We start from the raw sequence: 14,217 nt of genomic DNA, 5'->3' as shown, positions 1-14,217 counted from the left end.
CGAGGATAAAAGAATTGAGTCGTAACTATCTATTTACGTCCGAGTCCGTTACAGAGGGGCATCCGGACAAAATTTGTGACCAAATCTCCGATACAATTTTAGATGCTTTGTTAACGGAAGATTCTTCTAGTCGTGTGGCGGCGGAAGTGGTTGTTAACACAGGTTTAGTTTTGATTACTGGAGAAATTTCATCGAAGGCTCATGTCAATTATATTGATTTAGCTCGGAAAAAAATCGCCGATATTGGCTATACTGACGCTGGTAATGGTTTTTCTGCCGATAGTTGCTCGGTTTTAATCGCTTTAGATGAGCAATCTGCGGATATTGCCCAAGGGGTTGACAAAGCTCAAGAACAGCGCGAAAATCTTAGTGATGATGAACTCGATCGAATTGGTGCAGGAGATCAAGGTATCATGTTTGGATATGCTTGTAATGAAACTCCTGAATTAATGCCTTTACCCATTAGTTTGGCTCACCGCATGGCAAGACGTTTGGCGGTAGTGCGCAAATCTGGGGAATTACCCTATTTAGGACCCGATGGCAAAACTCAAGTTACGATCGCCTATGAAGATGGTATTCCTGTAGGTATTGATACTATTCTAATTTCCACTCAACACAGCGCAACCATTGGCAATATTACCGATAATAACGCCATTCAAGCCACCTTACGGGAAGCAATTCAAGAGGTAGTAGTTAACCCTGTTTTCCACGATTTACAACTAAAACCAACGGATAAAACTCGTTTCTTACTCAATCCTACTGGTAAATTTGTCATTGGCGGTCCTCAAGGAGATTCAGGTTTAACAGGGCGTAAAATTATTATCGATACCTATGGCGGTTATTCCCGTCATGGTGGCGGTGCTTTCTCTGGTAAAGACCCCACTAAGGTCGATCGAAGTGCCTCCTATGCTTGTCGCTATGTGGCAAAAAATATTGTAGCGGCTGGTTTAGCCACTAAATGCGAAGTACAAGTTAGTTACGCCATCGGTGTTGCTCAACCTGTAAGTATTTTTATCGAAACTTTTGGCACTGCTACCGTCCCCGAAGAAAAATTATTACCCTTAGTCAAGGCTAATTTTGATTTACGTCCTGCTGGTATTATTCAAATGTTCAATTTGCGTTCTTTACCTGCCCAAAGAAACGGACGTTTTTATCAAGACGTAGCCGCCTACGGACATTTTGGACGGACAGATTTAGATTTGCCTTGGGAAAAAACTGATAAAGCGCCATTACTAAGAGACGCTATTAGTCAAACATTGGCGATCGCCTAACTCTTAAATTTTTGTAGGGTGGGCATTGCCCACCTTTATTAGTTCGTAGTAAGGGTTTTAACCCTTATTTTATTAATTCTTGGAGATGTCTAATGGCTAAAGCCATCACTACGAACTTTGAGATAAACCTTGATTAAATCACCATAGAAAAGATATTTTTAAGCACTTCTAAACAGTGATGATTGACATTATAATTGAGGATTATTTCCCCTATTTTTATGGTATGAAAAGGGATTATTTCTACTACACTATTACTATAAACGATCGAGTCTAATTGTTGCACAAATTCCCATGACCAAGTATTAATTTCTATGGGAAAATCAGCATTTTCGATAATAGTTTTTCGGGCAATACCGGGTAAAATTCCTGCATCTAAAGAAGGAGTAAACCAAATACCATCCTTATATCCCCATAAATTTCCTGTACTGGTTTCTAACCAATTATGATCGGAATCCGTTAAAATTGCTTCGTCATAACCTTGTGTTTTAGCTTGTTGTAAAGCTAACCAAGAAGTTAAATAATTACCTGTTTTATGTAGAGGTAAAGAGCGTTTTATTTGAGGATCGATCGAAACTAAACCCTTAATACCTTTTGCTTGTTTTTCGGCTAAATTTAAAGGTAATTGTCGCCCCATAATTAATTCTTTACCGTCAGGAAAAACAGTAATTCTTAACACAGGAAAATGCTCTAATAAAACCGTAGCTTCTGTTTCTATTCTCTCCCAATTAGGCATTACCCAAGCAAATTCTTTGATACTCAATTTCAGTCGCACACAGTGATTCAGCCAATTAGTTAAAGGATGAAAAAGAGACTGATTATAAACCCTTAAAGTTGTAAAAACCGTTGCACCATATAACCAAGCTGAATCATTAATATCTAACTGAATATGATTCCCTTTTTCCAAATTTCCGTCATAATAAAACATGACAATTATCTCTGTTAAATTGAATACTTATTTATATAAATTTTCATTAGCCTGATGAGCAACGGTAAGAGAAATAAGTCGAGAAAATTGACCTGCATTCACAGATTGAGAGCTTAACTGAAAATTTTTATGGGAGTCAGCTATTACAGAAGCAAAAAAACCCACCAGCACATAAATAACTAGGCAATTACGAATAAAAATAAATCTTCCATTTACTTGTTTTAACATAACTTTAAAAACTAAAAGTTTTTCACGATCGACTCTGATATTATTTTAGACTGATAATTTAATCATAAAGTTTCTTTTTTTTTGATTATCACATAAACGACTTAATCAATTCTACGGCATCCCTATGATCGATCGAAATCTAAATAACTTGTTTGACGATCGAGGAAAGGAATACTTTTGTTCTAACTCTTAACTGTATTTTGATGATTAATAAGTGTTTGAGATTAAATACAATATAAAATATTAAAAAATCTTAATTTTTCCATTAATTTTGCATAAATTCCAAAAAGCCTCTCTGTTTTTGTCTAATCACTTTTAACGCCAACATTAATCTTTTCATGATCTTAGTTTCAATTAGGATACTTGTTCTAGCGTTGTAAAATCATCATTTCTGGAGAAGTCTAATAAAAAATCATCGGTTTTGTTGGGTTTGGTATCCTCAACCCAACCTACAATTAGATATATTGTAGGTAATTATCTGAACTTGATATAATTTATTCTTCTTTGGGAGTAGGGAAAAAATTAGACTAAGATTAAATAATAAGTTTAGGAATAAAATTTTAAAAATATGAATACAAAAAGCTATCCATTTGCTCAAGAATTAATTACTGATATAGATGGTAATATTCGTAAAGTAATTTTAGATTTTAACGACTATCAATATTTATTGGAAATGCTAGAAGATGAAAGTTTATATCAAGCTATGTTAGCAACAAAAAATGAAAAACCATTAAGTTTAGAGTCAGCTTTAGAAGAATTAGAAAAAGAATGAAAACAGAATATTTACCTAGTTTTATTAAAGACTTAAAAAAGCTAAAAAGTAATCCTATTTACAACAAAATTAAAACTTTAGCGATGATAGAAATACCTAATTCTGAAAATTTGACAACTATTGATAATGTTAAAAAAATTAAAGGTGATGATAATGCTTATCGTATCAGAGTCGGAGATTATAGAATAGGATTTTTTTTAGAAGAAGATAAAATTATATTTTCTAGGGTTTTACATCGTAAAGAAATATATCGTTTTTTTCCTTAAATAAATTATTTACTCAATATGAGACATTTTCAAAAATAGGTAAAATTAAGCCTTCAAACCTTATCGGGTTGAATAGTATTCAAGCCTTACGAATCAAAAACGATCGAACCATTATGAATGATAAATATTTATGGACAAACCACGCTCGAAAGAGATTGACTGAAAGAGGAGACATTAAAGAGTCATGGGTTGTTGATACGATCGAAAACTTTGAACGTTCAGAGTTTATTATTGATGATAGTGGAGAGAAATATCATTACTATAAGAGAATAGCTGAATTTGATAACCGAGTTCTGCTAATTCGACACCCATAAGAATAATATACTCATCAAGGTTATAATCTGATGTTGCAAAATGTACAGTTGCCTTTTGCCTACTTGCCTTTTGCCTACCTTCACCAAACTCAAGTTATACCCTCGCCAAGTATAACTCTTTACTTTAACCGCAACATGAGGAATAAAATATGATTGTCACCTATGACCAAGAAGTTGACGCAATCTACTTTAAATTAACTGAAAATAAAATTCATAGTACCGAACCCGAAACTGACAGAATTATTATTGACTACGATAACAATAATAATATCGTTGGTATTGAGGTATTAGATTTTTATTACCTTGTCAGAAAAGGTTTAAATGTTGCTGATTTACCTTTTCCTGAGAATGAAAGGTTAACGGCTTGTCAATACTTTAACATCCCTGTTACTGCATAAACTTATAACGGAAATAAACCTCAGTTCGATGTAAAATTGTCGAGATTTTCAGCTGTTATATCGAACTCAGGTGATGGAGTTGAATACTATTCAACCCCTACGAATCAAAGACGATCGAACTATTATTTAATCAATTCTACGGCATCCCTACCGTCGATCGAATCCAAATATACCTTAACTTGTTCTTCCTTGGCAGTCGGTAAAGATTTCCCCGTAAAATCGGGATGTATCGGTAATTGTCGATGACCTCGATCGACCAATACTACTAACTTAATAATTTCGGGGCGCCCATACTCACTAACAGCATTTAAAGCCGCTCGAATAGTCCTACCTTTATAAATCACATCATCCACTAACACCACAATTTTACCCGTCAAATCGAAGGGAATTTGAGTTCTTTCAGGGGTACGAGTCTTAATTTGATCTAAGTCGTCTCGATAAAAGGTAATATCGATCGCACCAACGGGTACTTTAACCTGTTCGATCACCTCAATTTGATTGGCTAACAAATTAGCCAGAGGTACACCCCTTGTATAAATCCCTAATAGCACAACTTGAGATAAATCCGAGGCTTCCTCGACAATTTGAGACGCTAAACGGGTTAAAGTACGGCGCATTTCGTCCGCCGATAATATTTCGATGATTTGGCTAGACATAGGATTAATTGAGAATTGAGAATTGAGAATTGAGAATGAATAGTCAATAGTAGATAATTTTAATCAAAAATTTCTAAGTTCAATTTATTGAACGTGATCTCATTGGTTCCGTGTAATTCATTACACGGCGGATTATGGATTAACACCCTCATTTCGGGCTTAATATATTAAGCCCCTACATTACTCATTACTTTTTATTCATTCTTTCACAGCAACTAACACAACGGTAATATTATCCGAACCACCGCCATCTTTAGCATTTTGCACTAATAAACTGGCGGCTTCTTCTAGGTTTTCCGTTTCCCCCAAAGATTTACCAATTAATTCTGGTGCAACTTCTTCCGTTAAACCATCGCTACAGAGTAAAAATCGATCGCCCGGCAGAGTGTCTTCTATTTGTTGAATGTCAATACCTTCGTATAAATCTCGTCTGCCTAAACACTGAGATAAAACGTGACGCCAAGGGTGATGTTTAGCATCTTCGAGGGTGATTTCTCCAGCTCGAATTGCCTGAGAAATCCATGTGTGATCGAGGGTGATTTGTTCTAAATTTCCCTCCCTTAGACGATAAAGGCGAGAATCTCCCACATGGGCACGCCAAGTTTCTTCATTTCTAAAAAGGATCATCACAAGAGTAGTACCCATATCCGCCCTAGCAGGGTTGGTACTTTGATCTTCTAAAATACCTTCATTAGCCTGATAAACAGCTTTTTCGATGAGATCGTAGGATTCGATGGGAGCGTCCCAATTAGCTTCTAAATAGTCTTTAACTACTTGAGTGGCGATGCGACTGGCTTCTTCTCCTCCAGCGTGTCCTCCCATACCATCAGCTAAAATAAAAAATCTTCCCTCTGGGTCGATATAATGACTATCTTGATTATAAGGTCTAACTAATCCGGGGTCTGTTAAACCAGTAGATGCAAATTTCATAGGTTAATCTAATTTTTTATTGCAATATTTTATTATAGTTTGCGATCGACTTTATCTAATTGTTTCAGTAAACGGAATAAAGAAAAACCCGGGAAAATACTGATAATAGCTACAGCGATCGCTAATTGCCAAAGTCCGTTAACAACCAGTATAGTACTAGATAGAATTAAAGCACTCATAAATAAACTATAATTCGTTGTCATTTGCATACTTGCTACACGACGTAATAAGCGTTCTGACTCTAATGATCGAACCCGTAAACGGAGATCACCTCGCTCTAATTTCTCTATTGTATCCTCTAATCGTCTCGGCAGACTCAACGCCGAGTTACTAACTTGGAATGCTTGACGGCTAATTTCATCAAAAATTGACTTGCCGACACCGTTGTTATTAAAATCATTCATTACTTGTAAGGCAAAAGGTTGTGCCACCTCCATAAAGTTAAAATCAGGGTCTAATCCCTTTCCTACCCCTTCTAAAGTAGAAAAAGCGCGCATCACAAAAGTAAATGTGGCAGGAAAACGGAAAGGTTGATCATAGGCGATTTCGTACAAATCTTCGCTAATTTTACCGATGGATTGTTCCTCGAAAGGCTTATCCATAAAGTTATCTAACATAAATTGTACCGATCGACGTACTGGTCCGGGATCATCCATTACCGCTAAGGCTTCTAAGTCTATTAAAGCAGAAACTACTCGATCGGCGTTTTTTTCGGTGACACCGAATAGCATCTCGATCAATTTTTCTTTAACATTACTCTTTAATTGTCCCATCATACCAAAATCATAGAAGATTAAAGCACCATCTCCTGCTACAGCTAAGTTACCCGGATGAGGATCAGCATGGAAAAAACCATCATTGAGCAACTGTTGTAAATAAGCTCTAGCCCCCAATTTCGCTAACACCTTTCGATCGAGCCCTGCCGCTTCTAAAGCCTCATAGTGACTGATTTTGATACCCGGCATATATTCTAAAGTGAGGACACGGGGAGAAGTATAACGCCAAAAAACCTTCGGTACTTTCACCCAATCCGCCGATCGAAAATTACGGCGAAAAGTATCAGCGTTGCGTCCTTCCCTCAAATAATCCGTTTCTTCCCAGAGAATACGACAACATTCTTCATAAATCCCTAACCAGTCTCTACCCTTACCCCAACGAGGATGATTTTGAAAATAACGGGTAATTTGTTTGAGAATACCCAAATCAATAGTAAATAATTGAGGCAACCCCGGACGTTGAATTTTGACAACAACTTCTTCCCCTGAGTATAATTGCGCTTTGTGAACTTGCCCTAAACTAGCCGCAGCGAGGGGAGTGGGATCAAAACTACGAAATAATTTATTGAGCGGTTTACTTAAATCCTTCTCAATAATGGCGGTAACTTGCTCAAAACTAAAAGCAGGGACTCTATCTTGTAACTTTGACAATTCTTCGACATATTCCGCAGGAAAAATATCAGCACGGGTGGAAAAAAGTTGTCCTACTTTAATAAAAGTAGGTCCTAATTCTAGTAAATTTTCCCGAATCCATCCTGCTTGAATACGACGACGGTTCGATCGTTTTTCTTCGGTGTAACCATTAGCATAAGTCCATTTTTTGCTATTGCGCCAAAGTTTGAATAGGAGAATAAGAACAAAAGTCCAAATATCAATCCGTCTGCGCAGACTAGAGTAATTGTCACGATTCCAACGATATACTTTTTTTCCCGCTTCTGGTTTATTATTCAAGGGCGTGGGCATAAAGTCTGGATTCGGTGATAAATATTTTTGAGGATTAGAATATGCTGATGACACTGATATATATATATAATAAGGTTTTATGATGACAGAATTAATAGAAAATGTAAAATCAAAATTAAATTTATGAGCAATGATGATGCCCCACATCTTTAATTTTTTTTCTCAATATTTCTTAATGCTTTTGTTACAAATTATATCTTTATTTTCTCAGTTTAGATTGACTTCTCCCGAAAAGATTTTTATTTATTCCTAGGGGTTGAATAATATTCAACCCATTCTGAGTTTAAACTCTTCTTTTACCAATTTTTCCCAGATGTCTAATTTTCAATTCTTCGTGTTTATTTTCTCTAAAAATTCCTCTGTGAGTTTCAAAAAAGCCTTTCCGCCACTGGAATTAGGGGAAGTTAACACCGCCGGCATAAATAAATCCACAGCTTTGGCTACATTAACATCCATGGGAATATCATTAGCAAATATTTGATCGATCGAAAAATCCTGTTGAACTCGTCTTTTTACCTGATCATAATATTTATCATAACGTCCAAACAACCCTCCTTCAGAGAGAATAAACACAATACCTAATAATTGCAATTTCAGAGGATCAGTATTTTGATGACTGTCCTTTAATTTTTTGATCCTTCTTTCTAACAATTGTATCCCTACCAATGATAAAGGTTCAGGGCGCGCAGGTAACAAATAAAAATCACTAGCGGCGATCGCACTTCTAGTTAAAAGATTATAACCCGGGGCGCAATCCATAATAATAAAGTCATAATCATTGATGATCGGTTGTAAAATATCATGAATTAACATTCTTTCAAAGCTATTCCATACCGATTCAAAATTTTCAATTTTATTGTCATTAACCGCTTTTTGATGCAACATTTCCGACACCAAATATTCATCATACAATTCAATATCTCCGGGTAACAACTCCAACAGAGGTAAACCACAAACAAAAGGGGTGATAATATCGTGAATAGTTAACTTGGCGTAAGGATTTGGTTGAATTACTCCATCAATTAAATAACTAAGGGTTTTGCGTTTTTTTCTCAATTTACCAAACTCATGGGGCGGTAATAGACTTAAAGTGGCACTAATTTGAGCATCTAAATCTAAAACTAAAACTCTCTTTTTAAAATTTTTGGCTAAAGATGTGGCTAAATTCACCGTTAACGTTGTTTTGCCTACGCCACCTTTCATGTTGACGGTACTAATAACATATCCCATAATAATTTTAAATATTTTTAGAGGTGATCAGATTTTCTTTTATCCAATGTAAATAGGGTTGAGAACCTTTTATAATTGGTAAAGCGATATTAAAGTAGGAGTAGGCATCACTGCCTAAACCTCTCTTCAGAACTGTGCATGAGACTTTCACCTCACACAGCTCCTCTCAAAAATGCCCTTTGTCATAGGTACAAGTCCTAATAACCCATATTCTTCAAAGTTGCTTGATAATTTCTATTGGCTTCTGCCTGTTTGGCTATGCCCTTTGGAACTTTGAATACTTTTGGTATTTTTCTTATTCCCAAAGTTGGGAATTTCTTTGTAGTCGTTATTAGTTTTGGTGTCATGGCAATGTCGATGTAATGCTTGTAGATTATTATACTCATTTTTGCCCCCTGACGAACTGGGGATAACATGGTCGATTTCTACTAAGTCACCATCTTTGAAATATAGTCCACAGTGATTACATTTACCCTTTTGTCTCTTCAATAATGTTGCCATTTTTGTTGATACTTCAGGGTGAGAACCTTTACGAGTTGCCCAATAAATCCAATCTCCATCAAAAAGGCTTTTATCTCCTTTGACTTTGACGTGTCGCACAATGGGTGTATCTGAGTGATTTAAAAGTATCATTCCGTCCTTAGTTTTGAAGACCCAATTTCTCGTTCTTTCGTCTGAGTAATCTTCATGCCAGTATTTTCTTGTAACCCATGATTTGGATTTTTTTGAATGTCTTCTTTCTCCCCATCTTTTTAATTGTCGATATATAATATGGTCACATTCTGAGTAGGTTTCTTTACTGCAAACTGTGCTGTAATAATTACTCCATCCTCTGATTATAGGATTTAATTCGTTGATTAATGCTATTTGAGGTGATGATTTGTGCCTTCTTATTACATCTCCAATTTTTTTGATGTGGGTTTTCACTTTTTTCTTTGAGGGTTTTATGATAGTCTTGAATCCGAGTAACTTTCCATTCGTGGATTTTCCACTATGACATTTTCCTATTGAATATTGTCTAATGTTAAATCCGAGAAAGTCAAAACCTACATTTCCTTCATGCTCATTTAAAGTGTGGGATATGTGGGTCTTTTCTGGTTTAAGTTCTAGTCCTACTTCCTTAAGCCATTTTTCAATAATTTCTTTACATTTAATGATTATGTTTAAGTCTTTGTGCAGGATTACAAAATCGTCTGCGTATCTTATTAGACTTATACTTTTTTCATTTCTATAACTGTTTCCTTTGAGAGTTCTGGCGTATTTCTTGACTTCTAGTTCCATACCGTGTAAGGCAATGTTAGCCAATAAGGGTGAGATGACTCCTCCTTGCGGTGTGCCTTTGTCAGTAGGTATTAGGTCTTTATTTTCCATTACTCCACTTTTTAGCCAAGCCTTGACTTGTCTATTTAGTTGAGGATAAGAGTTTAGTTTGTTTAGTAATTTATTGTGGTCGATGTTGTCAAAGCATCCAGTTATATCAGCGTCCAGTACATATTTTGGTACATATCTGATTGAATTGAATATTGCTTCTATAGCATCGTGACAGCTTCTTGCTGGTCTGAATCCGTATGAATTACCCTCAAAGTTTGATTCCCATTGTGGTTCTAATCCTAGTTTGACTAAAGCCTGTAAAGCCCTGTCTTCTATGGTTGGTATTCCAAGTCCTCTTTTTTCACCGTTTGTTTTTGGTATCCAAACTCTCCTTAAAGGTTTTGTTTTTCTACCGATTCTTAGGCTACTTGCTAACTCAAGTCTTTGGTTGGGTCTGAGTGATTTTTTACCGTCAACTCCTGCCGTCACCTTGCCTTGATTGTCTTGTGTTACCATTCTGGTTGCCCAGAGTTTCCCATAGTAGGATTTGGTTAGTAGTCTCTGTAATTTGTGTACCAATTTGACATCGCCACGTTGACTTGCTTTGTATATTCTCTTTTGTAACTTAAACACTGCAACCTCTACGATTTTCCAATCGATTTGATTCCAAGCGTTCCATTTATACTTTACGTTCATAACTTCTTAATTACTACTAAAAACTATACATTACATTTCTCAGTGTGTACGTCAGCATATCTTTTACATTACATAAAGGCATTGGCTTCTTACACAATCTCTCCTCTTTGGGGCTTACGCTGGTTACTACTCAGAGTTTCGACCTCTCTGAGAGCCGTTCGGAGGTTACTTCGTTCCTGTCTTCCGTATTCGTTGACCTTAGATTCTCTCTATCCACCGTCCTGTATAGATGTTTCCAGATTAGTAAAATCAGACTACTGGTATGTTAGGAGTTACCTTTTTGGTCTAGCTTGTCAGCCTTTTTAGCTAGTTTGTCCTATCGATGGTTCAAACGAGAGTTCCTTGCGTAATCTTAGTCAACAATGCGTGATGTGTACCACTTGGTAGGCTAGTAGTATGAACACCTTACTTTCCCTGCTTCAGCCTATGAGATTACCAATTTCAAGTGACTGAGGGATATGCTGTCAACCCAACATCTGGGCGGATGGTTTTGCACCATCACGGAAGTACAAGTTGTCAAGGTACATCAGTACTTAAATACTTGTTCGGTTATCACTACTTCGCAGGTTCGGTAATCCGCACTGAGTTTTGTAAAGTTTTGTTACATTTCTCTTGATTTCCGTCTTATTTATAGTGTTGCCTGAATGTTACCATTCTTTTGTTTTTAACAGTTATTAAGTTATCTAGGTTCTGAGTTTGCCCTTCGAGGATGCCCTGTGATGGGTCTTAATTTCTCTTGAGGTTTTTTGATTACCTTGCTAGGTTTACGTTGGGCTAGAATTGGCTTCTAGGTGTCTCTATGAGACTCAACTTTGACCTAAACGAATCGCACAATTTCTGGTACATCGTAAGAATGTAATTCTCTAATTTTACTTTCGAGGCGCTCAAAAAGTATCAAATCTGTCTTAATAATTAATTGCCATTCCGAATCTTGACAAACTTTTCCTTGCCAATGATAAACGGAAGTAATGGGCATAAAATTGACACACACCGCCAAGGATTCTTCTATCAAGGTATGGGCGATCGAACTTGCTTCAGTTTCACTACTAGCTGTAACTAAAACTATACCATAATTATTCTTTTCCATAGAGCAATAATTTATATAAGTTTATTGGTAAATTTAATCAGAGACAAATTTTTCTGATTAATATAAAAACTTTAAATCCATCCCGGGTAAAACAGACATCTTGCCTGTGACAATAATAACAGAGAAAAAAATCGCCTTTTTTTTACTTTTCCCTTGACAAACCTTGACATTTTTGTTAAAATTTAGATAATGGGAATATTGACAATTTTGGAATTTGACAGTTAGATTTCCATTATGATCTTTATTTTTCTATTATTACGCAAAAGAGAGAAAAAGTCAAGGAAAATCGAATTTTTTTACTCCGATTTATTGATCATTTTTCCCAACGCACCACATACCATTGTAAATAATGATCATCGTCAAGGTTAAATTCACAGTAATTATTGAGTAAATATTCGGCTTGTTGAGAGGGGTTAGTAATTTTAGCTATATCGGGGGGTAAATCTGACTGACTAGCCAACAATGTCTCTAATTTGCTTAATAACTCTGATTCTGTCATTAATTCTTCTTCTTTGTTGGTTTCTAAAACCACATAACCGTCTTGTTGATACATGATGGAGTCAGCCATAAATTTAGCGCTTTTTGATTGTTATTTTTTTTCTTTTTCTAAACTAGCTTCTTTCCCGTCGGAAATATCGATCGCTTTTTGTAAATTTTGATTATAGTTATCTATATTATCCACACTTTCTTCTAATTGATCAGCTATTGTTGCTTTACCACCTTCTTTTTTAACAGTACCATCTTCCTTTAGGCTATTTTCCTGATTATTCTCTTTATTAGCTTGTTTTTGCTGTAATTTTTTTATTTTGTCTAAAAAACCGCCCTTTATCGGTTGATTACCACTATTTGCTTCTGTGTCTTCAGGGAATAATTCTGCAAAACTATTTTTTCCCATTTGCCACCAAGCTGGAATATTCGGTACTGCGATCGCAATTAAGGTAAAAGAAACTAAACTAGAGACAATAATTTTGATATTCTGATGCTCATTTTCCTGTTTTTGAATACGTTTAAATTGTTGATGCTGTTTATTTTGCCATTGTTGTTTAACTTCTTCAATGGTTTTTTGTTCTTCTTCTACGGAATTATCCCATACTGAAGGAGCATTTAAGGCTTGTTTTTGTATTCTTTCAGTACGCTTTGACCAATCTTGAAAACGATTATTAGTCATGATGTTAATCTTATATTAGTGTAGGAGACTAAATTGTCTCATAGTCATTATAGATCATATATCAGTAAATTTACAGGTAAAATTGTTGAAGAATTAAATTTTTGAGAAAACTATTACAGATAAGTCAAAATTTTACGCACTCTACCAAGCACCCTATAGAACCCATTTGGTATCTCAAGAATGTAGGTTATAATATTATGTAAAATAATTATAATCTCCAAAATAACATATTCTAGTAGTCTCACCCATCTTGATTGGGAAATCATCGAACCTTTATTTTCTGATAAAATTCTAGGTTAGGTTGAGGTAACAAAACCTAACATTTCACAAAAGTAATAATTTTTATCATTGGCTATTGTTGGGTTGCACTTCGTTTAACCCAACTTACATTTTACAACATAATACACATTGTTGAGTTTCATATACATAATTTTTAATCTTAATAATATGGAGATTGTTATTGTTTTATTAATATTCATAGGATTTATCTTATTAATTATTTATCATAACCTGAGTATAAAACAAATAAAAGAGATAGATAATTCACTAAAAGAGATAGAAATAAATAGTTTTTCAGAAAAATTATTTAGGGATTTTATAAGAGTATGGAAAAATTCTAAATCTTTAAGTACTTTTAATTTTTTATTGGATGGATATTATGAAAGAGTACTAACTTTATGTGAACAATATTCACAATTTTTAATTGTATGGGAAACATTAGAAATAATTGTACAAAAAGTCAAAATTAATTTACAGTTAAAAGGTAAAAATGGATTTTTTAATAATTTGACTTATCAAACATTAGTTAATTGTTTTTTAAAAGAAATTGATAATGAGGCAGTAAGAGAAAAAATCTTATATATTATCACTTTGATTAATAAAATTCCTGAAAATTATAGTGAGTTTTTATATTTTTCATGCTTAGATTTATTAGAAAATAAACCTGATGATACTAAAATAAAAAAAATTACACTTTTAACGGGAAGACTTTATTATAGTAGTTTAAGACCGAATAGAATCATTACTATTTATGATGAACAAGCCATTCAAAATGACATGATAAGTCGTTTAAGTTAAATTTGAAATTATAGAGGAAAAAACTCAAATAATTATTTTTATTATTCTTTGTTGCCTTTTGCCTACCTTCATCAATAATTTATCATATTCAAAGTCAAAGAACCAAAATTGTTTATAGCCTAAAAACCTTTATTTTCAGTATTTCTCCT

At 34.8% G+C, this 14,217-nt stretch carries 16 protein-coding genes; 6 read left to right on the top strand and 10 right to left on the bottom strand.

Going from position 1 to position 14,217, the window contains the following annotated elements; genetic code table 11:
* Positions 1 to 14: 14 nt before the first annotated feature.
* The gene (gene metK, locus SYN6308_RS14745) at positions 15 to 1,271 is read left to right on the top strand and encodes a methionine adenosyltransferase (protein ID WP_017295220.1); all 1,257 of its coding nucleotides are present in this window, start codon (positions 15 to 17) and stop codon (positions 1,269 to 1,271) included.
* Positions 1,272 to 1,404: 133 nt separating this feature from the next.
* On the opposite strand, the gene SYN6308_RS14740 is transcribed toward metK, so the two are convergent.
* Both SYN6308_RS14740 and SYN6308_RS14735 read right to left on the bottom strand, forming a co-directional pair.
* Entirely contained in the window at positions 1,405 to 2,196 is a 792-nt protein-coding gene (locus tag SYN6308_RS14740) for an aminotransferase class IV (RefSeq protein WP_017295219.1), read from the bottom strand.
* A 27-nt stretch (positions 2,197 to 2,223) separates the two neighbouring features.
* Complete coding sequence (locus SYN6308_RS14735) at positions 2,224 to 2,424, bottom strand: hypothetical protein (RefSeq protein ID WP_017295218.1); 201 nt, start codon at positions 2,422 to 2,424, stop codon at positions 2,224 to 2,226.
* A gap of 568 nt (positions 2,425 to 2,992) precedes the next feature.
* On the opposite strand from SYN6308_RS14735, the gene SYN6308_RS14730 reads away from it, so the two are divergent.
* From SYN6308_RS14730 to SYN6308_RS22600, 4 genes are all read left to right on the top strand, one after another.
* Positions 2,993 to 3,196, top strand: a complete 204-nt coding sequence (locus SYN6308_RS14730) for a hypothetical protein (RefSeq protein ID WP_017295217.1) — start codon at positions 2,993 to 2,995, stop codon at positions 3,194 to 3,196.
* On the top strand, positions 3,193 to 3,462 hold the full coding sequence (locus SYN6308_RS14725; RefSeq protein WP_017295216.1) for a type II toxin-antitoxin system RelE family toxin: 270 nt from the start codon (positions 3,193 to 3,195) through the stop codon (positions 3,460 to 3,462). The genes SYN6308_RS14730 and SYN6308_RS14725 overlap by 4 nt, the downstream gene beginning before the upstream one ends.
* Before the next feature lie 68 nt (positions 3,463 to 3,530).
* A complete protein-coding gene (locus tag SYN6308_RS14720) occupies positions 3,531 to 3,776 on the top strand; it encodes a DUF4258 domain-containing protein (RefSeq protein ID WP_144051448.1) in 246 nt (81 codons plus the stop codon).
* 149 nt (positions 3,777 to 3,925) lie between these two features.
* Positions 3,926 to 4,174, top strand: coding sequence for a DUF2283 domain-containing protein (locus SYN6308_RS22600; protein WP_017295214.1), 249 nt, complete (start codon positions 3,926 to 3,928; stop codon positions 4,172 to 4,174).
* Between the two features lie 122 nt (positions 4,175 to 4,296).
* On the opposite strand, the gene pyrR is transcribed toward SYN6308_RS22600, so the two are convergent.
* The 8 genes from pyrR to SYN6308_RS14675 form a co-directional block, all read right to left on the bottom strand.
* On the bottom strand, positions 4,297 to 4,830 hold the full coding sequence (gene pyrR, locus SYN6308_RS14710) for a bifunctional pyr operon transcriptional regulator/uracil phosphoribosyltransferase PyrR (RefSeq protein ID WP_017295213.1): 534 nt from the start codon (positions 4,828 to 4,830) through the stop codon (positions 4,297 to 4,299).
* A 198-nt stretch (positions 4,831 to 5,028) separates the two neighbouring features.
* Positions 5,029 to 5,760 carry a PP2C family protein-serine/threonine phosphatase gene (locus SYN6308_RS14705; protein WP_017295212.1) on the bottom strand — a complete coding sequence of 244 codons (732 nt, stop codon included), beginning with the start codon at positions 5,758 to 5,760 and terminating at the stop codon, positions 5,029 to 5,031.
* A 32-nt stretch (positions 5,761 to 5,792) separates the two neighbouring features.
* Positions 5,793 to 7,499 carry an ABC1 kinase family protein gene (locus SYN6308_RS14700; protein WP_083879563.1) on the bottom strand — a complete coding sequence of 569 codons (1,707 nt, stop codon included), beginning with the start codon at positions 7,497 to 7,499 and terminating at the stop codon, positions 5,793 to 5,795.
* A 324-nt stretch (positions 7,500 to 7,823) separates the two neighbouring features.
* Positions 7,824 to 8,729, bottom strand: coding sequence for a ParA family protein (locus tag SYN6308_RS14695; RefSeq protein WP_026102095.1), 906 nt, complete (start codon positions 8,727 to 8,729; stop codon positions 7,824 to 7,826).
* A gap of 234 nt (positions 8,730 to 8,963) precedes the next feature.
* Positions 8,964 to 10,736, bottom strand: coding sequence for a group II intron reverse transcriptase/maturase (gene ltrA / locus SYN6308_RS22595; RefSeq protein WP_017295209.1), 1,773 nt, complete (start codon positions 10,734 to 10,736; stop codon positions 8,964 to 8,966).
* A gap of 817 nt (positions 10,737 to 11,553) precedes the next feature.
* Positions 11,554 to 11,823: a divalent-cation tolerance protein CutA gene (cutA, locus tag SYN6308_RS14685; protein WP_017295208.1), complete on the bottom strand. Its 270-nt coding sequence runs from the start codon at positions 11,821 to 11,823 to the stop codon at positions 11,554 to 11,556.
* A gap of 313 nt (positions 11,824 to 12,136) precedes the next feature.
* Entirely contained in the window at positions 12,137 to 12,391 is a 255-nt protein-coding gene (locus SYN6308_RS14680; protein WP_017295207.1) for a chlororespiratory reduction protein 7, read from the bottom strand.
* A gap of 21 nt (positions 12,392 to 12,412) precedes the next feature.
* The gene (locus tag SYN6308_RS14675; RefSeq protein WP_017295206.1) at positions 12,413 to 12,991 is read right to left on the bottom strand and encodes a hypothetical protein; all 579 of its coding nucleotides are present in this window, start codon (positions 12,989 to 12,991) and stop codon (positions 12,413 to 12,415) included.
* Positions 12,992 to 13,438: 447 nt separating this feature from the next.
* Here SYN6308_RS14675 and SYN6308_RS14670 point away from each other — a divergent pair, with 447 nt between their 5' ends.
* Entirely contained in the window at positions 13,439 to 14,068 is a 630-nt protein-coding gene (locus tag SYN6308_RS14670) for a hypothetical protein (RefSeq protein ID WP_017295205.1), read from the top strand.
* Positions 14,069 to 14,217: the final 149 nt, after the last annotated feature.

It is taken from the genome of Geminocystis herdmanii PCC 6308 (assembly GCF_000332235.1).
Classification (GTDB): domain Bacteria; phylum Cyanobacteriota; class Cyanobacteriia; order Cyanobacteriales; family Cyanobacteriaceae; genus Geminocystis; species Geminocystis herdmanii.
The sequence above is the reverse complement of the archived record's forward strand: the minus strand, read 5'-3'. Positions and strand labels throughout refer to the sequence as shown.

What these genes read in the sequence shown, in the direction of transcription:
- SYN6308_RS14740 (WP_017295219.1), bottom strand. Translation starts at nt 2,196, where the DNA reads ATGTTTTATTATGACGGAAATTTGGAAAAAGGGAATCATATTCAGTTA.
- SYN6308_RS14735 (WP_017295218.1), bottom strand. Translation starts at nt 2,424, where the DNA reads ATGTTAAAACAAGTAAATGGAAGATTTATTTTTATTCGTAATTGCCTA.
- SYN6308_RS14730 (WP_017295217.1), top strand. Translation starts at nt 2,993, where the DNA reads ATGAATACAAAAAGCTATCCATTTGCTCAAGAATTAATTACTGATATA.
- SYN6308_RS14725 (WP_017295216.1), top strand. Translation starts at nt 3,193, where the DNA reads ATGAAAACAGAATATTTACCTAGTTTTATTAAAGACTTAAAAAAGCTA.
- SYN6308_RS22600 (WP_017295214.1), top strand. Translation starts at nt 3,926, where the DNA reads ATGATTGTCACCTATGACCAAGAAGTTGACGCAATCTACTTTAAATTA.
- pyrR (WP_017295213.1), bottom strand. Translation starts at nt 4,830, where the DNA reads ATGTCTAGCCAAATCATCGAAATATTATCGGCGGACGAAATGCGCCGT.
- SYN6308_RS14705 (WP_017295212.1), bottom strand. Translation starts at nt 5,760, where the DNA reads ATGAAATTTGCATCTACTGGTTTAACAGACCCCGGATTAGTTAGACCT.
- SYN6308_RS14700 (WP_083879563.1), bottom strand. Translation starts at nt 7,499, where the DNA reads ATGCCCACGCCCTTGAATAATAAACCAGAAGCGGGAAAAAAAGTATAT.
- SYN6308_RS14695 (WP_026102095.1), bottom strand. Translation starts at nt 8,729, where the DNA reads ATGGGATATGTTATTAGTACCGTCAACATGAAAGGTGGCGTAGGCAAA.
- ltrA (WP_017295209.1), bottom strand. Translation starts at nt 10,736, where the DNA reads ATGAACGTAAAGTATAAATGGAACGCTTGGAATCAAATCGATTGGAAA.
- cutA (WP_017295208.1), bottom strand. Translation starts at nt 11,823, where the DNA reads ATGGAAAAGAATAATTATGGTATAGTTTTAGTTACAGCTAGTAGTGAA.
- SYN6308_RS14680 (WP_017295207.1), bottom strand. Translation starts at nt 12,391, where the DNA reads ATGGCTGACTCCATCATGTATCAACAAGACGGTTATGTGGTTTTAGAA.
- SYN6308_RS14675 (WP_017295206.1), bottom strand. Translation starts at nt 12,991, where the DNA reads ATGACTAATAATCGTTTTCAAGATTGGTCAAAGCGTACTGAAAGAATA.
- SYN6308_RS14670 (WP_017295205.1), top strand. Translation starts at nt 13,439, where the DNA reads ATGGAGATTGTTATTGTTTTATTAATATTCATAGGATTTATCTTATTA.